Below are 17,492 nucleotides of genomic sequence, written 5' to 3' on the forward strand. Positions count from 1 at the left end.
TCCCAGCAACCTCGCGCCAGGTTGCTGAGCCGCCGTCAGGTAGTGCTGGGGGGTTCGGACATCATAGCGAAGTAGGAATCGCGGCTGCGGCGCACGTGTCGGGCCATTGCCTCGGCGGCTTGCTCGACCTGTCCGGCATCGATGGCGGCGATGATCTCGCGATGTTCCGGCCACGCCTGCGGGCCTCGACGCATGAGGTTGAGCGAGTACAGCCACTCGATCTTGCCCGAGATCTGACGCAGCAGGCTGATGAACGACAGGCTCCCGCTGAGCTCGGCAATCGCGAAGTGAAAACGCATATTCAGTACCGCGAGGTCCTCAAAGCGCTCCTCAGCGATGACGGCGTCTCCGGCCTCGAGGATCTCGTTGATCTCTGCGCGGATCTCCGACCACTTCGCATCGTGGTCGCCGCCGGCACTGAGCTCGGCGGCCCGGCGGGCGGCGCGCTTCGCGGTCGCCGATTCGAGAACGATGCGGATCTCGAACAGATCCTCGGCATCATCGGCCGGTGAGGGTGCGACAACCGATCCGCTGAACTTCCGGGACTCGACGAGACCATCGGCCTCGAGGGTTCGCAGCGCCTCCCGAATCGGAATCCGCGACACCTCGTAGCGTTCGGCCAGCGCGACCTCACGCAGCTTGGCCCCGGGCTCGAGCCTGCCCTGGATGATGTCGGTGCGGATCTGCGCGGCGACGTCCAACTGCTCATCGTGCGAATCAGCCATGGTCACCGTCCCGCCGCATAACCCTGGGCCCCACGTGGATTCGCTCCGGCGCTCAGCCGCCCCGTCGCCGGATCCCGGGTCACGCACGACAGCCGCCCGAGCTCCCACTCCCCCGCCCTGGTCACGTCGTGACCGCGACTGATGAGCCCGTTGATGACATCCTCGCCGAGGCGGTCCTCGACGACCGCCCCACCCGGAACCAAGGTGCGCGGCCAGAACGACCCCGCCAACGACGTCGTGTGCAGCGCCGGAGCGTCGATGGCCTCCTGCGCGCGGTACCCGCCGACGAGCATCCGCAGGATCAGCAGCAGCTGCCATTGTTCCTGCTGGTCACCGCCGGGCGAGCCGAGAGCGATGAGCGGCTGCCCGTCCTTCGAGATCAGCGTCGGGGTCAAAGTCGTGCGCGGACGCCTGCCCGGACGCAGAGCCGAGGGGGCCGCCTCGTCGAGCCACATCATCTGCAGCCGAGTGCCGAGACAGAATCCGAGCCCGGGGACGGTCGGCGAGGACTGCAGCCAGCCGCCCGACGGGGTCGCGGAGATCATATTGCCCCACCGATCGACGACGTCGAGGTGGCAGGTGTCGCCGTTGTTGACGCCGTTCTTCTGTACTGTCGGTTCCCCGATGCCGGCCTTGATGAGTGCTTCCTTGTCCGCGCCTTCGGAAATGAGCGGAGTGGTGAAGACGGGCGCCGCACCGTCGCGGCCGAGCCCAGGCCGGAACTCCGACGATGCCTGCTCAGTGATGAGCTCTCGCCGTGAAGCCGCGTAGGAGTCGCTGAGCAGCCAATCGAGGTCGACGTCGACATCACCGTAGTAGGTGTCGCGGTCGGCCATGGCCAGCTTGAGCGCCTCGAGGATCGTGTGGGCTCCGATCTCGGTCGACGGGTCGAGGCGGTCATCGTCGAACCCTTCGAGGATCTTCAGCGTCTGCAGTAGCGCCGGGCCCTGACCCCAGGCTCCGATCTTCGCGACCTGGTAGCCGCGGAAGTCGATGGTGACGGGATCTTCGAAGCCGGCGTCGAAACCGGAGATGTCCTCCAGGGTCATCACTCCGGCGTGGTCGCTGCCGGTCGAGTGTCGGTGGGCGGTGGTGATGAAGTCCGCGATCGCCTTCGCGACGTAACCGGACTTCCACTCCTTGCGGGCCGCTCGGATCCGCTCCTCACGCGTGGCAGCGCCGTCACCAGCGGCGATGAGCCTGCGAAGCACATCGGCGTAGACGTGGTTGAACACCAGCTCGCCGGCTTCGGGAATGCTGCCTTCCGGCATCCACTGAGTGACCGAGGTCGGCCAATGCTCAGTGAAGAGTTCACTGACCTTCTCGATCGCCCCGGCAGCCCGGGCGAGGATCGGATGCCCGTTGTCGGCATAGTCGATGGCGAATTCCAGGACGTCGGCGAGCTCCCACGTTCCGTGGTGTTCGAGCAGGTTGAACCACGAGTCGACGGCGCCGGGAACAGCGGCGGCGAGCGCCCCGGAGCCGGGGACCATGTCGAGGCCTTCGCTGCGGAAATGCTCGATGGTCGCCGCGGCCGGGGCCGGGCCCTGGCCCATCATCACCTGCGGCCGGGAGGGGTCTGCGGCGGTGGCGAAGATCCCGGTCATGTCACCGCCGGGTCCGTTGAGGTGGGGTTCGACGACATGGAGGACAAAGGCTCCGGCGACCGCGGCGTCGAAGGCATTCCCGCCGCGTTCGAGCACCGCCTGCGACGTTGCGGTGGCCAACCAGTGCGTCGAAGCGGCCATCCCGAAGTGACCCTCGAGGGTGGGTCGCGTGGTGAACGATGGGGGCGGGGTAAAGGTCATATGCGTTGTCCTTCGGCAGTGTTCAGCTGATCGTCGTTCGGCGCGTCAGTCTCGGTCAGCAGTCGACACCGACGATACCCGGACTACTCCGAACTACCTGTCGATTGCATACCAACTGACGTCTGGTTACAGTTTTGTATACAATTTACACCTTATGCCGACATTCCGGCACTGGTGCCGGCTCCGCTCGCCTCGAAAGGACACCCATGACTCGTCGCCTCGACTTGGCCATGCTGCTGTTGCTGACCTTCTCGACCGGTATGGTCGACGCCATCGGCTACCTCGGCTTCGACAAGGTCTTCACCGGCAATATGACCGGCAACGTCGTCATCCTCGGCATGGGTCTCGCCGGCGCCGACGGCGTCCCCGTCCTCCGCCCCGCCCTCGCGCTCGTGTTCTTCATGGTCGGCGCGGCCCTGTCCGGGCGCATCCTCGGCGACATCGGCGAGAATTGGCACCATCGGACGACCGTGATCTTCTCCAGCGTCGCCGTCGGCTGTGCCGCGTTGTCCGTCTACGTCGCGATCGTCCCCGACCCCGAGATCGGCCTCGCCGGTACGATCTTCACCTCGGCCCTCTCAGCCCTCATGGGTGCGCAGGCCGCGGCCGCACGGAAGATGAAGATCGCCGACGTCACCACCGTGGTCGTGACCTCGACGATCGTCGGTCTCGCGGCCGATTCGAGCCTGGCCGGCGGTGACAACGTCCGCTGGATCCGCCGCCTGCTCGCCGTCGTCCTCATCCTCATCGGCGCGCTGGCCGGCGCCGCCACGCTCATGCTCAATCAGTGGATCGGCATCGCGCTCGTCGCCGTCATGATCGCCGCCGCAGCCGTCATCGGCCACCTCGGTGAGAAGAAGAGACGAACCCGCGCCGAGGCGGCCGCCGCCGTTGCCTCGAACGCCTGAGTTCACGTTCCACGACTTGGATTCTCAGCGACACCGGCCGTGACCTCCAACCATAATCGAGACATGAGCAATGGAGCCGAGACGACAGCACTGCAGCAGCCGACCTTCTCGCTGAAGGCACCCGGAACTGCGGTCGTCCACGCGGGTCCACGGCAGAACCCCCGAATCGTCTCCGTCCCGACCCGCTGCACTGAGCACGTCCTCGAACTGCCGGAGGGCGCGGACCTGTTCAGCGCACTCGAAGCATCCCTGACCGACTTCGCCGTTCCCGGCATCATGGCCGAGTTCGTCTCCGGACAGTTCGGCCACATCGACTATGTCCATCCGGCCTATGGCCCCGACGCCGAGCACCCGATGTCGTTCACAGAATCATTCAGCATCGACAGCCCCACGGAACTTCGCCACGCATCTGCGACGACCGGCTTCCGTGAGGGCGTACCGGTCTGCCACATCCACGCCTCATGGACCGGTGCCGACGGCGAAACCAAGGGCGGACATCTGCTACCAGGCACTCTGGCCGGACCCAAGGGCCTGACGATCCGGCTCTTCGCCCTGCCCGATGCCCGCCTGATCAGCGACGTCGATCCCGAGACAGGGTTCTCCGCCTTCGCACCGCACCTGGTCACGCCGGCACACGCCACCGCGTCATCATTAACCGCGCCCGATCTCGCCGCGGCGGCCCGCCCCGCTGAAGCCGTCGTCTCCCGGATCCGTCCCGGTGAGATCCTCGACGAGGCGGTCCTCACCGTCTGCCGGAACGCCGGGTTCGACTCCGCCGAGGTGGTCGCGAGTCTGGGCAGCACGACCGGAGCCGTGTTCACCGACGGCACCGCCCCATGGCCAGCCGTCGAATTCACCCATCTGATCGGCACCGTGACCGGCGCGCAGAACACAACTCCACAGATCGCCCTCTCCGGAGAAGTCGTCGACGTCGCCGGAGAGGTCTGCTCCGGCACTCTCAAACCTCAAGCCAACCCGGTGGCCGTGACCTTCGAGCTCTTTGTCCGCCGCACCGACGGACCAGCGCGAGACAACTGACCGACCAGACCAGTCGATCAGGAGAGCTGTCCGATCCGCAGAGACACCGATCCCCGCACCACCCTCAGGATGATGCGGGGATCGTCTGCTCGCGACAAACTGCGTCAGCGACTCACGACATCACGGCCCCGCCGTCGACGCGGATGATCTGCCCCGTCGTGAACGCGGCTCCGTCGGTGGCGAGGTAGGCGACCGCCTCGGCGATCTCGTCCGGCTGACCCATCCGGTCGAGCGCCTGCCCCGAGGTGTCGTAGTCCTGACCGGCGGTGAGCGCGGATTCGACCGGACCGGGCGCCACCGAATTGCAGCGGATGCCCTGGCGTCCGTACTCCTTGGCCACCCACTTCGTCAGGGCGATGATCCCGCCCTTGCTCGCCGCGTACGCCGGTCCCGACCGGGCTCCGGCCTCCCCGTCGGAGACCGCTCCGCCGTTGATGCCCGAGATCGACGAGATGTTGATGATCGACCCGGCCCCCGCCTCACTCATGTGCGGGTGCACGGCGGCCTTGATGAAGTTGAACGTCCCGCCGAGGTTGGTCTCGATGTCCCGCTGCCACTGTTCGGCGGTGATCTCGTCGATGCCGATGCGCGCGGCCGTGCCCGCATTGTTGACGAGGATATCGAGTCCCCCGAACGTCTCGACGAACGATCCGACCGCAGCGCTCACCTCGGAGGCGTCGCGGACGTCGAGTGAGAACGCCGCGAACCGCTGATCCGGGTACTCAGAGGCCAGCCCGGCGGCCGCTTCCTCGGCACCCTTGAGGTCGACGATCCCGACCGAGGCGCCCCGCCTGGCCAAAGCAGTGGCGATCGCCAGGCCGATGCCCTGCGCGGCACCCGTGACCAAGGCGGTCTTGTTCGTGAGCAGATACGGTTCCATGATTCTCCTTGAGATGATGTGAAAACGGCAGACCGGCCCCGCCCGTCGGGGCCGACTACCCGACCCCGAGCAGGTCGGGCAGCCAGTTCGAGATCGCCGGAATGTAGGTGATGAGCAGCAGGGCGATGATCGCGCAGATGAGGAACGGTACGACTCCGCGCACGACCTCCTCGAGCTTGACCTTCCCGATGCCCGCACCCACGTAGAGGTTGAGCCCGACCGGCGGCGTGAACAGGCCGATCGCCAGGTTGACGGTCATGAACACGCCGATCGTCGTCATGTCCACGCCCACGCCGATGAGGATCGGCACGAGGATCGGGATGAACAGGTAGAACGCGCTGATCGCGTCGACGAAGGCACCGACGATGAGCAGGATGATCGTGATCGCCGCGAGGATGAGGTATTTGTTGTCCGTCACGCCCAGCACGGCTGTCGAGATCCGGTCGGCCACGCCTTCGACGGTGATGACGTAGGAGAAGAGGCTGGCGACGCCGACGATGAACATGATGACCGCGGTCGAGACCCCGGACTCGAGGAACACCTTCGGCATGTCCTTCCAGGTCAGCTCCCGGTAGACGAACACCCCGACGATGAGCGCGTACACGGATGCGACGGCTCCCGCCTCGGTGGGAGTGAAGATTCCGCCGTAGATCCCGCCGAGGATGATCACCGGGATGAGCAGACCGGGGATGGCCTTGACCAGCGCGGTGAGGATCTCGCCGAACCCGCCTTCGGGATTGACCGTGACCGTCGGATCCGTACTTCCGACGCCTGCTCCGGAGGATCCGGAACTCGCCGAGGCGGCCTTCCCGTTCGTCGTCAGCAGCTGAGTCTTCCCCGCTGCCGCAGAATCGCCTGCCACAGACGCACCCGAACCGCCGTTGCCGGCGGAATCAGAACCCGCCGCAGTCGACGTCGACCCGGCCCCCGCCTCGGCGCCGGTCGTGGCCCTCACCGGCAGGCCGGCGAGCTCACGCACCCTGGGTACGAAGAGGGCGGCGAAGAAGAACGCGAGAGCCATGATGATGCCGGGCACGATGCCGGCGATGAACAGCCGGGAGATCGAGATCTTGCCGAACTCGGCGGCGACGACGGCGAAGATGATGAACGCGATCGACGGCGGCACGACGATGCCCATCGAACCGGAGGCCGCGACGAGGGAGACCGCGTGCTTCTTCTGGTACCCGTTGCGCACGAGCGCGGGGATGAGGATCGCACCGATCGCGGCCACGGTGGCCGGACCGGATCCGGAGATCGCGGAGAAGAAGAACGCGGAGATGATCGTCACCGCGGCCAGGCCGTGGCGCAGGCGTCCGAAGATGAGGAACGCGAGGTCGACGAGGCGCTGCGAGATGCCCGTGTACTGCATGACGATGCCGGCGAGGATGAAGAACGGGATCGCCAGCAGCGTGCCCGAACTCATCGACGGGAACATCACCGAGGGCACGACGTCGAGGACCTGCACACCGTCGGTGGTGACCAGGGTGACGACGGCGGAGAGCCCGAGGGCGAAGGCGACGGGGATCCCGAGGCCGAGGAAGAGGAAGAAGCTGCCGAAGAGCAGGAGCGCGATCATTTCCGGCCTCCTTCGACATCGGACGAGAATTCGGACGAGTCGATAGTCGGTGCGGCCTCGCTGGCGAGCCTCTCGACGACCGCCTCGGCGGAGGTGTCTTCATTCAGCGCCGTCCGCAGGGCCTGGAGGCTGCGGATGATTCCGAGCAGACCGGCCAAGGGGATGGACAGGGTGAACAGCCATTGCGGGATGCCCAGCGACGGCGTCGCTCGGCCGCGCAGACCCTGCGCGATCGTCATCTCCCCACCCCAGATGAGGAGGACGGCGAGGAAGAGAACGATGAGGGTGGTGCCCGTGATAAGCAGTGCCCGGCGGACGCTGCCCTTCGCATTGTCGACGAGGTAGGAGAACCCGAGATGCGCGCCGAGGCGGATCCCGACGACCGCTCCCATCATCGTGAGCACGACGAGGAGGTTGATGGTGATCTCCTCGGAGAAGGCCAGCGAGGCTTTGAAGATGTAGCGGGAGAGGACGTTGACGAAGGTGACGAGGACGATCACCATGAATGAGGCGATGATGACCCAGTCCTCGAAGAATCTGATGACTCTCATCTCACAGTCCTTTCGGGATGAACGCCTGGGACATGTCCGGTCCCCAGACCTTGCGGTATTCGCTGTAGATCGGACCCAGCTTGGCGCGGAAGGCGTCTTTCTCCTCGTCGCTGAGTTCGTTGACCTCCATGCCGGAGTCCTCGAGTTCGGCGATGAGCTTCTGCTCGCCGTCGCGGTTCTTCTTGATCTGGAACTCGTTGGCGTCTGCGGCCAGACGGCTCACAAGCTTCTGGTCCTCGGGCGTCAGGGAATCGAAGAGGTCCTTGTTGATGCCGAGGATGAGCGGGTCGTAGGAGTAGTTCCACAGCGTCAGGTACGGCTGGACCTCCTGCAGGTTCGCCGAGTAGATGACGTCGATCGGGTTCTCCTGGCCGTCGATGGCTCCCTGCTGCAGGGCGGTGAAGACCTCACCGAAGGGCATCGTCGTCGGGTTCGCGCCGATCTGCCGGTAGAGGTCGGTGTACATGCCGAAGCCGGGGATGCGGAATTTCAGGCCACGCATATCCTCGGGGGTGTGAATGGGCCGGTGCGTGTTCGTCAGCTGCCGCATCCCGGATTCGCCGAAGCCGAGCAGATGCACTCCGCGTTCGGCGAGGTAGTCGGAGTAGACGTCCCCGCCGGCTCCGGCGAGCGCCTTCTGCCCGTCCTGAACGGAGTCGAAGACGAAGGGGGCGGTGACGGCGCCGAAGCGCGGGTCGACGCCGGCGTAGATGATCGGCGAGTTGTAGGAGAAGTCCTTCGCTCCGTCCATGAGCTGTTCGACCCCGGCCGTGGGTTCACCGGCGGAAAGCCGTTCGCTGGTGAAGATCTTCATCGTGATCCGGCCGTCGGTCTCGGCTTCGAGGTCCTTGGCGAACTTCTCCGCCGCGAGGTACCACGTCGAGGTCGATCCGGTCGTCACCGTCATCTTCCACCGGTAGCGCTGCTTTCCGTCGTCGGTGGTGCCGAAATTCGTTCCGCACCCTGCCAGCAGCAGGGCGCACACCATCAGTACGGCGGACCAGACGAGCATGGTCCTCGTCGTCCGTGTTCTCGGCACCATTGCCTCCCTTGTTTCCGTTATTGCACTGTCGTTCGTATCGGTGGGGTCGGTCCTCGGCCGGTGGAGTCAGTCCCCCGCCGAGGCGGTGCTCGGCTCCGTTGTCACGTGCCCGACCGCGTCGCCCTGGTTTTCCCCCGCCGAGGCGGCCCGACCCTTGGGCCCGCCCGATCGATCATCGTTTCGGCATCCCCGCGTAATGGGTCAGTCCCCCATCGACGGGGATGAGCGTGGAGTTGATGTAGGCCGATTCGCTTGATGCGAGGAACACCGCGAGATCCGCGACGTCCTCGGGACGGCCCATCTTCCCGGTCGGTGACTGGGCGTGGCGGGCGGCGAGCATATCCTCGACAGAGTCGTAGTGGTCGCTGATCGAGCGGTGGATGAGCGGGGTCTCGATGAGGCCCGGTGCGATCGAGTTCGCGCGGATACCCTCGGAGACGTACTGCGCGCCGACGACCTTCGTCAGTTCGATGAGTCCGGCCTTCGACGCCGCATACGCCGGGTAGTCATATCCCATATAGCGCATGCCGCCGACCGAGGACACCGTGATGATCGACCCGTGCCCGGCCGCGCGCATATGCGGCAGGGCGTGTTTGATCGCGGAGAACGCCCCGGTGAGATTGATGTCGAGAGCGCGACGGAATCCGTCGGTCTCAAGATCGTCGACTCCCCCGTTGACGACGATGCCGACGTTGTAATGCAGCACGGTCGGCCCGCCGAGGCGGTCGGCGCAGTGCGCGAATCCCGCCGCCAGCGAGTCCTCATCCCCGACGTCGGCGACGACAGTGGTCAGCTGAGCGTCGAGATCTACCCCGCCGAGGACGCGTGCCGCCTGTTCGAGGGCGTTTGGGTCACGGTCGACGAGGCAGACCTTCGCACCCTCGCGCAGGAACGCGGTCGCCGCGGCGAAACCGTTGTTCACCTTCCCGTCCGGGGTGCCGCAGCCGATGGCCATGATCGTCGTGCCGACCAACCTACCCGTCGGCTTTGACACGGCTGTCGGTTCTGGTGTGCTCATCGTGCGCTGCCCCGTCCTTGGGAGTATTCGGCTTTGAGTTCTTTGCGGGCGAGTTTGCCGTACGCGGTGACCGGCATGGTGTCGACGAAGTGGAACTCCTTGGGCACCTTGTACTTGGCCAGCCCGGACTTGCACAGTGCGGTCAGCCGCTCGGCCAGATCCGCACCAGCGCCATCGCTATCGGCACCGGTCGGCGACTCCGCGCGTTCGATGACGGCCACGCCGATCTCGCCCCACTGCGGGTCGGGCACGCCGACGACGACGGCCTGGGCCACCTCGGTGTCGGTGAGGAGGAGTTCTTCGATCTCGCGCGGGTAGACGTTCGATCCGCCGGAGATGTACATATCGGATTTCCGGCCGGTGAGGAACAGGTATCCGCGTTCGTCGAGGTAGCCGACGTCGCCGGTGTGGAAGAGCCCTCCGGCAAAGGATTCGGCGTTGGCATCGGGGCGGCCGAGGTAGCCGGCGCACACAGTCGGTCCGGCCACGCAGACTTCGCCCTGCTCACCGGCGGGCAGCTGCGTTCCGCCTTCGTCGACGATGACGATCTCGACTCCGGTGCGGGCACGACCGCAGGTGCCGATTCCGGCGTCGTCGACGGGGATAGTCCCGTGGTCTTCGGGGCGGAGGATCGTGATCGCTCCGGTCACCTCGGCGAGTCCGAAGTACTGGACGAGGCAGGGTCCGAGCCGGTCGAGCGCCCGGGCCTGGTCGGCCGCGAGCATCGGAGCTCCGGCGTAGATGACGCGCTCCAAGGTGTGGTCCTCGGGTCCGCGGCCGCTCGGGTAGCCGGCGGCGATGCGGTTGAGGATGGTCGGGACGGTGAAGGCGTTCGTAATGCCGTAGCCGTCGATGGCCGGCCACAGTGTTTCCACGCTGGGCTTGCCACCTGGGTGGATGATCGACGGGGTGCCGCCGAAGACCTGCCCGAGCATGTGGATGCCCGCCCCGTGCGACAGCGGCGCGAGCACAAGGGACGCTCCGGTCTCATCCTCGTTGGGGAAGAGGTCGCAGCGATGGTTCATCAGCACCGCGCCGAGGTGGCGGTGCGTGAACGTCGCGGCCTTGGGTCGGCCGGTCGACCCGGAGGTGAAGAAGTACCAGCACGGGTCGTCTTCGTCGACCGTCGAGTCGACGGCTTCGGTCGGCACGGCGCCGGCCTGGGCCGTGGGCAGTTCCCCGATCCAGAAGACGGGACCGGTGAAGCCGGTGTCCTTGAGTGCGGCGACGAAGTCGGTGTGGGAGCGGTCGGCGATGACGGCGGCGGGGGCCACCTCGGCGCTGATGCCGAGCAGCTCCTCGGTCGACAGGGCCGCGTTCGGTGGGGCAATGACGCCGCCGGAGCGCAGGATTCCCCAGAAGGACTGGATCACCTCGGCGTGGTTGGCCGAGACGAGGAGGACGGTGTCGCGACGGTCGACTCCACCGGTCTGCAGGGCGGCGGCGAGCGCTTCGGCGCGGGCGTCGAGTTCGGCCCAGGTCCACCGCTGCCCGTGATCGTCGTCGACGACCGCGAGGCGGTCGGGGATGCGACGGGCCGTCTGGGTGAGGAAGTGGGAGACGTTGACCCCGCGTCGAGGTGTGGGTGTGAAGTCCTTGGCCGGGGACGTCTGGGAGATGGCGCGCATCAGCGGACGCGCTCGAGGACGGAGGCGAAGTTCGACACGGCGGCACCGCCCATATTGAAGACTCCGGCGAGTTCCGGGGACTCGATCTGGATGCCGGGTGAGCGACCGGTCAGTTGGGCGGCGGCCAGGGCGTGCATGGACACACCGGTGGCGCCGATGGGGTGGCCTTTGGCTTTGAGCCCGCCGGAGGGGTTGACGGGCAGGCGGCCGCCGACCTCGGTGGCACCGTCGTCGAGCAGGGTGTGGCCTTGCCCGGGGGCGGCGAGGCCGAAGGCTTCGTATTCGAGGAGTTCGGCGATCGTGAAGCAGTCGTGGGTTTCGAGGAAGTCGAGCTCGTCGATGCCGATGCCGGCAGCTGTGAGCGCCTGCTCCATGGCGGCACGGGCTCCGGCCATCTCGAGCGGGTCGCGTTGGGACAGCGGCAGAACGTCGTTGGCGTTGCCCATTCCTCGCCAGGTCACGGCCAGTGGCGCGGAGGCGGCGACATCCTCGGCGGCCAGGACCAGCGCCGCGGCTCCGTCGGAGACCATGGAGCAGTCGGTGCGACGCAGGGGTTCGGCGACGTACGGGTTCTTCTCGCTCACGGTGTTGCAGAACTCGAAGCCGAGGTCCTTCTGCATATGGGCGAGCGGGTTCTGGGCGCCGTTGGCGTGGTTCTTCGCAGCGATCTTCGCGAGGGTCTCCGAGTGGTCGCCGTACCGGTCGAAGTACTGGCGGGCGATTTCGCCGAAGACTCCGGCGAAGGACTTATAGTGCTCTTCCTCTTCCCGGTAGCTGGCACTGAGCAGCACCTCGTTGACGTCATGGCCGGAGGCCTGAGTCATGCGTTCAGCGCCGATGACCAGAGCCGTCCTGTGGCGACCGGCGGCGATGGAGTCGTGGGCTGCGAAGATCGCAGCGGAGCCGGTGGCGCAGGCGTTCTCGTGCCGGTGGGCCGGTGTGCGCGCGAGTTCGGGGAACACGGTGCCCGGCAGGGCGGCTTCGAAGCCTTGGCGGGAGAGTCCGTTGTTGAAGACGCCGACGTGGATGACGTCGATGTCGGCCGGTTCCAGTCCCGCCTCGGCGATGGCGTCGCGGGCGACGTCGGCCATCATCTGGGGCAGCGGTGATTCGGACCGGCCGAACTTTCCGTGGGACCAACCGATGATCGCAGGTGAGGACATGGACACTCCTTCGGGTACCGGGCTCTGCGGAACGAGCACTGTCCTCTCATACTTTCCCGGTCCCATCAGTTGGTCAAAAAATCCACCATATGGAACATCGGTGTCGTGGCGGTCCCTTCTCCACTCACCGCCCCGGCCGCTCCCTCGCCCGGGTCGGCACTGTCGCTTCGGCAGCGCTGCGCTGCCCAGACCCGCCGAAAAAACGCCCGGAGCGTCGAGGCACGGGTGTGCGCATGCGTTTCTCGACGCTCCATGCGTTTTTCGGTGAACTCCAGCTCTTGCGACGGCTAACCGAGCTGTTCGCGCATGGCCTGTGCCGTGTCCCGGGGGTCGTAGCCCTCAGCCACTCCCTCGACGATGACGATGCCACTGTCGATGTGCCGCGAACGCAGCGGGGCGATGTCCTGGTAGGCCGGTGAGTCCCACCAGTCATGAGCGTGTCGGGCGTCGGGGAAGGCGATCATGACGACGTGTCCGGGCCACTTGCCTTCCTTCACCTCGTGAGCGGTTCCGTGGATTAGGAACCGCCCGCCGAAGGGTTCGAAGGTCTCGCCGATCCGGTCGATGTATTCGGCGACGTCGCGGTGCGGCGTGATCTCCTGCAGATGGGCGATCGCGTAGGCGGTCATGGTTCAGTCTCCTAAGTTGTCTGTGGGTGTCGATAAGTTGCTTTGGGGCGAGGTGCTGCCGCTGTTCCACGCCTCGCTGGAAGGCGGCGTCCTGCGGACGACCTCCAGCAGAAGCAGGGCGGCCAAGCCGAATCCCGCCGCAGCCAACGGCAGGACCCCGGGCCCAGCTGCGGAGAGGACGACTCCGCCGACGGCGGCCCCGAATGCGATGCCCAGGTAGGTCCCAGAAGTGTTGAGCACCAGTGCCTGTCCGGCCAGGGGCCCGGCAAGTCTGTGCAGGCGCATCTGGATCGCGGGTGAGTTCCAGAAGGCCATTCCGCCCCACACTGTCGTGACGATGAGCACGAGCCAGATGGGCACTGGCCGGACTGCCCACATCGCCCACATCGCGACCATGGCGGCGATGATGACGCCGATCCCGAGGAACAGTGCTCGCCCGGGGCCCATCGGTCTGCGACCTGACCGCCGAGCCAGATTCCGGCCATGCCCGCGAACCCGGAGAGTCCGAATGCCACTCCCCGCTCCTCGGCTCCCGCTCCGGCAGTCGCGCTGAGATAGGGCGCCAGGTAGGTGAGGACCATCATCGTTCCAGCCATGAGCAGACAGTTTGCCGCGAGGCTCACGGCAATCGGCGCACGCGTGAGGCTGCGCAGCTGTTCCGACAATCGTGGAGCACGCTCACCACGTCCGCCTCCCGGAACGGTGAGGAGGACACCGATGAGCGCGAGCATCCCGGCTACGGCAACCGCCAGGAAGGTCGCCCGCCATCCGAATGCGCCGCCGATCCACGTCCCCAGTGGGACACCGAGCGCGATTGACCCGGTCACCCCAAGGGAGACGGTCGCCAGGTAGCGGCCGGTCTTCTCCCTCGGCGCATGGGACGCAGCGAAAGCGAAGATGGCCGGAGTGACGCTGGCCGCAGCCGCGGCCGCCACCACTCTCAGCCCCATCAGCACACCGAAGGACGAGGCGACCACCGCACCGAGATTCGCTCCCGCGAAGATGATGAGTGCAACGAGGAACAGCCGCCGAGGCGGGACCCGAGCCAGCGCGACAGCTGCCACCGGCGCGGCCACTGCCACGGTCGCCGAGAACGCCGTGACGAGCTGCCCGGCCTGGCCTTCGGTCACCCCGAGATCAACTGCGATCTCCGGCAGGATGCCGGCGATGACGTAGTCGTCTGTGTAGAGGACGAAGGAGACGGCGAGAAGGACGATGAGCCAGGGCGGCATCATGTCAGCTGCTTCGCGTCATCGCGCCGAAGCGGGGGCTGGCTGCGCAGGAGGGTCCTGAGCACAGCAATGCCATAGAGGCTGGCACCCGGGGTCGCGAGAACAGCGATGCCGGCAACCACCGGCGCGACCTCCTCTGCCTGGATCCGCTGCGTCCATCAGTTCCATGACACCTTCGCCACGAACACGGACGTCGACGAACCGCTCGAGGCGATCGTCGAGACCGGTCTGCTGATCCCCAGGTTCTGCCGGGAGAACCCCGATAAGGCGCGGACTCTCACCCTCTACCGGCACTCCGAACTGCTCGCAGGCCCTCCCAAGGGACTGCTCGATGACCTCACAGGACTCAACGATCCCGTAGTCGCCCACATCTCCGAACTCACGCGACGGCGCTTCGGCGACGTCACCCCTCGCAGCGTCGAACTCGTCGCCCTGGCCTGCCGCGAGACTCCGTACGGCATGGTGCGCGGCCTCATCGGCGGCGAGATCCCGGCCTGGCTCGACCAGCCGATCGCCGCAGCGATCACCGCGGTCGCCTCACTGGATCCTTCAACCGACGACTGAGCTCTGCACCAGTCCGCCGAAAAACGCGTTGAGCGTCGAGAAACGGGTGTGTACCCCCGTGTCTCGACGCTCCGTGCGTTTTTCGATGAATTCCGGCCGGAAGGCCTACCCGCTCACCCTTTGAGGCGAGTCATCTCCGGGTCGAAGAGCGGTTCGGCGGTGACTGTGGCAGGCAGCCGTCGACCGAGGTATTCGATCTCCACGGCGTCACCGACTCCCAGGGTGTTCGGCAGCCACGCGTAGGCGATCGACTTCCCGATCGAGTAGCCGTAGGCCGCCGAGGTGACGTACCCATCCGCGACACCCGAGCCGACCGTCCCGGCCGATCCGTCCGACTTCGCCGAGGCGGCCCCGCCGTCCGCGTCGCCCGAGCGTTCCCCGCCGTCCGCGTCGCCCGAGCGTTCCCCGCCGACCACGTACACCGGCTCTTTGCCGAGCACGACGTCCGAGGGCACGTCGAGAGTCAGGCAGGTCAGTTTCGTCGTCGCCGCAGCCGCCCTCGACTCCAGCGCAGCCTTGCCGATGAAGTCGTCGGTCTTGGAAGCCTTCACGGCGAATCCGAGGCCGGCTTGAACCGGTTCGTGTTCGCTGGTCATATCGGTGCCGAAGGACCGGAAGCCCTTCTCCAGACGCATCGAATTGAACGCTTCACGTCCGCCGGCGATGATGCCGAATTCCTCACCGGCCTCCCACAGCACATCCCACAGCCGCGAACCGAGGTCCGCCGAGGTGTAGATCTCCCAACCGAGTTCACCGACATAGGACAGGCGCATCGCCGTGACAGGCACACCGCCGAGCACCGCAGGCTTCGTACGGAAGTACTTGAGTCCGGCGTCACTGAAGTCCTCATCGGTGACCTTGGCGATGACGTCCCTGGCCAACGGGCCCCAGAGACCGATGCAGCAGGTTCCCGGCGTCGTCTCGCGCACGGTCGCCCACTTCGACGGGTCAGCGGTCGACTGATGCCTGGCCGCCCGCGAAATGTACGCGAGATCGATATTCGAGTTCGCGCCCACCTGGTAGGTCTCCTCGTCGAGGATCGCGACCGTGATGTCGCTCGTGATTCCGCCGATCTCATCGAGCAGCAGCGTGTAGCTGACCGCTCCCGGCTTGCGCAGCATCGACGAGGTGGTCATCCCGTGCAGCAGTTCGCCGGCACCGGGGCCGGTGACTTCGAAGCGCTTGAGCTGGGTCATGTCGAACATCGCCACCGAGGTGCGCGTCTTCCAGGCCTCGGCCGCGGCGATGGGCGAATGGAACTGATCCGCCCAGGCGTCTCGTTCCGGTGCCGCCCATTCCGCGGGCATGTCCGCGAGCAGAGCAGCGTTCGCGTCGAACCAGTGCGGACGCTCCCAGCCGGAGGTCTCAAGGAAGAACGCACCAAGCTCCTCCTGCTGCCGCCGGAACGGGCTCGACCGCAGGTCACGCGGCGAGACCCGCGGCTGCAGAGGATGGATGATGTCGTAGATCTCGACGAAATTCTGCTGCGAGGTCTCGCTGACGTAGTCGGCGTTCGTCTGCACATCCTCGAAGCGATTGAGATCGATTCCAGACAGGTCGGTCTTCGACCGTCCTTCAGCGATGAGCTCAGCCACGGCGCGGGCGATGCCTGCGCCGTGGGTCACCCATACCGCCTCGGCGACGAAGAATCCGTCGACCTGACGTGACTGTCCGACGAGCGAACCGCCGTCCGGGGTGAACGAGAAGATGCCGTTGAACCCGCGTTGGATCTGCGTCTGTGCGAGTTCAGGCAGCAGAGTCTTCGTCGCTTCCCATTCGGGGGCGAAGTCGTCCGGGGTGAAGTCGAGGCTCGAGGGCATCCGTTCACTCGTGACCTCGTCCGGTGAGTAGGTCTGCAGCGTATCGAGATCGACGGGCATCGGGCGGTGGGCATAGGAACCGATGCCGATCCGCTCGCCCCATTCGCGGTAGTACAGGTCCTTGTCCTGGTAGCGCAGGATGGGTCGCTTCGCCCCGGCCGGCAGTTCGTTCGCACCCACCAAGGAGGGCACCTCGGTGGTCCAGGCGAATTGGTGACCCAACGGCAGCAGCGGGATCGGAGTGCCGACCATCTCACCGATCTTCGGTCCCCAGAAGCCGGCGCAGGAGACGACGATATCGGCGGGGATCCGGTCCTCACCGGCGATGACCGCGGTGACCCGTCCGCCGGTGGTCTCGATGTCGGTGACCGTGGTGCGGTCGCGGAATTCGACTCCCGCGGCACGGGCGCGGTCGATGACGAGCTGAGTGCCCTTCGCCGCCAACGCTAGTCCGTCACCTGGGGTGAGCAGTCCGCCGTGGACCATGTCCCGGTTGAGCATGGGGAAGAGCTTCGCGCATTCTTCGGGGTCGATGACGTCGGCTTCGACGCCATACGACCGGTTCCACCCGGCTCGACGGTGCAGGTCCTGCAGCCGATCCTCGGTGGTGGCGATCTCGAGTCCGCCGACGGGCAGGAACGAGCCGCGCCCGTCGGCGTCCTTGAGCGAGGTGAGCTTGTCGATCGTGTACTGCGCGAACTCGGTCATCGACTTCGATGCATTTGATGAGAAGACGAGTCCCGGGGCGTGAGAGGTCGATCCGCCGGGGATGTTCAGCGGGCCCTGTTCGATGACGAGGGTATTGGTCCAGCCCAGCTGCGCGAGTTCGTCGGCGAGGTTGGCGCCGACGATGCCGGCTCCGATGATGACGACTCGTGGTGATGAGATCGGCACTGAGTACTCCTTAATG

Annotated in this window: 15 protein-coding genes and 1 pseudogene; 3 read left to right on the plus strand and 13 right to left on the minus strand. The window is 66.3% G+C overall.

Annotated elements, in window-relative coordinates:
• Positions 1-35: 35 nt before the first annotated feature.
• Both AC2W7L_RS14535 and AC2W7L_RS14540 read right to left on the minus strand, forming a co-directional pair.
• Entirely contained in the window at positions 36-725 is a 690-nt protein-coding gene (locus AC2W7L_RS14535; RefSeq protein WP_486004997.1) for a GntR family transcriptional regulator, read from the minus strand.
• Between the two features lie 2 nt (positions 726-727).
• Positions 728-2,533, minus strand: a complete 1,806-nt coding sequence (locus AC2W7L_RS14540; protein WP_486004998.1) for a gamma-glutamyltransferase family protein — start codon at positions 2,531-2,533, stop codon at positions 728-730.
• Positions 2,534-2,739: 206 nt separating this feature from the next.
• Between AC2W7L_RS14540 and AC2W7L_RS14545 the strand changes: the two genes are divergently transcribed.
• Entirely contained in the window at positions 2,740-3,441 is a 702-nt protein-coding gene (locus AC2W7L_RS14545) for a YoaK family protein (protein ID WP_486004999.1), read from the plus strand.
• A gap of 63 nt (positions 3,442-3,504) precedes the next feature.
• Positions 3,505-4,479 (plus strand): PCC domain-containing protein, encoded by a 975-nt coding sequence (locus AC2W7L_RS14550; protein ID WP_486005000.1) that lies wholly within the window; start codon positions 3,505-3,507, stop codon positions 4,477-4,479.
• 112 nt (positions 4,480-4,591) lie between these two features.
• Here the strand turns inward: AC2W7L_RS14550 and AC2W7L_RS14555 are convergent, their stop codons facing one another.
• The 10 genes and pseudogenes from AC2W7L_RS14555 to AC2W7L_RS14600 form a co-directional block, all read right to left on the minus strand.
• The gene (locus tag AC2W7L_RS14555) at positions 4,592-5,359 is read right to left on the minus strand and encodes an SDR family NAD(P)-dependent oxidoreductase (protein ID WP_486005001.1); all 768 of its coding nucleotides are present in this window, start codon (positions 5,357-5,359) and stop codon (positions 4,592-4,594) included.
• 55 nt (positions 5,360-5,414) lie between these two features.
• The gene (locus AC2W7L_RS14560) at positions 5,415-6,935 is read right to left on the minus strand and encodes a TRAP transporter large permease (protein WP_486005002.1); all 1,521 of its coding nucleotides are present in this window, start codon (positions 6,933-6,935) and stop codon (positions 5,415-5,417) included.
• Positions 6,932-7,486: a TRAP transporter small permease gene (locus AC2W7L_RS14565; RefSeq protein WP_370035265.1), complete on the minus strand. Its 555-nt coding sequence runs from the start codon at positions 7,484-7,486 to the stop codon at positions 6,932-6,934. The genes AC2W7L_RS14560 and AC2W7L_RS14565 overlap by 4 nt, the downstream gene beginning before the upstream one ends.
• A gap of 1 nt (position 7,487) precedes the next feature.
• A complete protein-coding gene (locus AC2W7L_RS14570; RefSeq protein ID WP_257944399.1) occupies positions 7,488-8,528 on the minus strand; it encodes a DctP family TRAP transporter solute-binding subunit in 1,041 nt (346 codons plus the stop codon).
• A gap of 172 nt (positions 8,529-8,700) precedes the next feature.
• Positions 8,701-9,546: an SDR family NAD(P)-dependent oxidoreductase gene (locus AC2W7L_RS14575; protein WP_486005003.1), complete on the minus strand. Its 846-nt coding sequence runs from the start codon at positions 9,544-9,546 to the stop codon at positions 8,701-8,703.
• Positions 9,543-11,174, minus strand: coding sequence for an AMP-binding protein (locus tag AC2W7L_RS14580; protein ID WP_486005004.1), 1,632 nt, complete (start codon positions 11,172-11,174; stop codon positions 9,543-9,545). The genes AC2W7L_RS14575 and AC2W7L_RS14580 overlap by 4 nt, the downstream gene beginning before the upstream one ends.
• Complete coding sequence (locus AC2W7L_RS14585) at positions 11,174-12,337, minus strand: thiolase domain-containing protein (protein WP_486005005.1); 1,164 nt, start codon at positions 12,335-12,337, stop codon at positions 11,174-11,176. Before AC2W7L_RS14585 ends, AC2W7L_RS14580 begins: the two co-directional genes overlap by 1 nt.
• A 287-nt stretch (positions 12,338-12,624) precedes the next feature.
• Positions 12,625-12,966 carry a DUF1330 domain-containing protein gene (locus AC2W7L_RS14590; protein ID WP_486005006.1) on the minus strand — a complete coding sequence of 114 codons (342 nt, stop codon included), beginning with the start codon at positions 12,964-12,966 and terminating at the stop codon, positions 12,625-12,627.
• A gap of 3 nt (positions 12,967-12,969) precedes the next feature.
• Positions 12,970-13,413, minus strand: a complete 444-nt coding sequence (locus AC2W7L_RS14595) for a hypothetical protein (protein ID WP_486005038.1) — start codon at positions 13,411-13,413, stop codon at positions 12,970-12,972.
• Between the two features lie 50 nt (positions 13,414-13,463).
• A pseudogene (locus AC2W7L_RS14600) lies at positions 13,464-14,201 on the minus strand (MFS transporter); the annotation flags it as partial.
• 105 nt (positions 14,202-14,306) lie between these two features.
• Here AC2W7L_RS14600 and AC2W7L_RS14605 point away from each other — a divergent pair.
• Complete coding sequence (locus tag AC2W7L_RS14605) at positions 14,307-14,762, plus strand: hypothetical protein (protein ID WP_486005007.1); 456 nt, start codon at positions 14,307-14,309, stop codon at positions 14,760-14,762.
• Between the two features lie 113 nt (positions 14,763-14,875).
• Here AC2W7L_RS14605 and AC2W7L_RS14610 read toward each other — a convergent pair whose 3' ends face one another.
• Entirely contained in the window at positions 14,876-17,476 is a 2,601-nt protein-coding gene (locus AC2W7L_RS14610; RefSeq protein ID WP_486005008.1) for a GcvT family protein, read from the minus strand.
• Between the last annotated feature and the right edge of the window lie 16 nt (positions 17,477-17,492).

The sequence above is a fragment of the Brevibacterium sp. LAARM3_SD1 genome (assembly GCF_057364765.1).

What these genes read in the sequence shown, in the direction of transcription:
- AC2W7L_RS14545 (WP_486004999.1), top strand. Translation starts at nt 2,740, where the DNA reads ATGACTCGTCGCCTCGACTTGGCCATGCTGCTGTTGCTGACCTTCTCG.
- AC2W7L_RS14555 (WP_486005001.1), bottom strand. Translation starts at nt 5,359, where the DNA reads ATGGAACCGTATCTGCTCACGAACAAGACCGCCTTGGTCACGGGTGCC.
- AC2W7L_RS14535 (WP_486004997.1), bottom strand. Translation starts at nt 725, where the DNA reads ATGGCTGATTCGCACGATGAGCAGTTGGACGTCGCCGCGCAGATCCGC.
- AC2W7L_RS14605 (WP_486005007.1), top strand. Translation starts at nt 14,307, where the DNA reads ATGCCGGCAACCACCGGCGCGACCTCCTCTGCCTGGATCCGCTGCGTC.
- AC2W7L_RS14560 (WP_486005002.1), bottom strand. Translation starts at nt 6,935, where the DNA reads ATGATCGCGCTCCTGCTCTTCGGCAGCTTCTTCCTCTTCCTCGGCCTC.
- AC2W7L_RS14580 (WP_486005004.1), bottom strand. Translation starts at nt 11,174, where the DNA reads ATGCGCGCCATCTCCCAGACGTCCCCGGCCAAGGACTTCACACCCACA.
- AC2W7L_RS14575 (WP_486005003.1), bottom strand. Translation starts at nt 9,546, where the DNA reads ATGAGCACACCAGAACCGACAGCCGTGTCAAAGCCGACGGGTAGGTTG.
- AC2W7L_RS14585 (WP_486005005.1), bottom strand. Translation starts at nt 12,337, where the DNA reads ATGTCCTCACCTGCGATCATCGGTTGGTCCCACGGAAAGTTCGGCCGG.
- AC2W7L_RS14595 (WP_486005038.1), bottom strand. Translation starts at nt 13,413, where the DNA reads ATGGGCCCCGGGCGAGCACTGTTCCTCGGGATCGGCGTCATCATCGCC.
- AC2W7L_RS14570 (WP_257944399.1), bottom strand. Translation starts at nt 8,528, where the DNA reads ATGGTGCCGAGAACACGGACGACGAGGACCATGCTCGTCTGGTCCGCC.
- AC2W7L_RS14565 (WP_370035265.1), bottom strand. Translation starts at nt 7,486, where the DNA reads ATGAGAGTCATCAGATTCTTCGAGGACTGGGTCATCATCGCCTCATTC.
- AC2W7L_RS14590 (WP_486005006.1), bottom strand. Translation starts at nt 12,966, where the DNA reads ATGACCGCCTACGCGATCGCCCATCTGCAGGAGATCACGCCGCACCGC.
- AC2W7L_RS14540 (WP_486004998.1), bottom strand. Translation starts at nt 2,533, where the DNA reads ATGACCTTTACCCCGCCCCCATCGTTCACCACGCGACCCACCCTCGAG.
- AC2W7L_RS14550 (WP_486005000.1), top strand. Translation starts at nt 3,505, where the DNA reads ATGAGCAATGGAGCCGAGACGACAGCACTGCAGCAGCCGACCTTCTCG.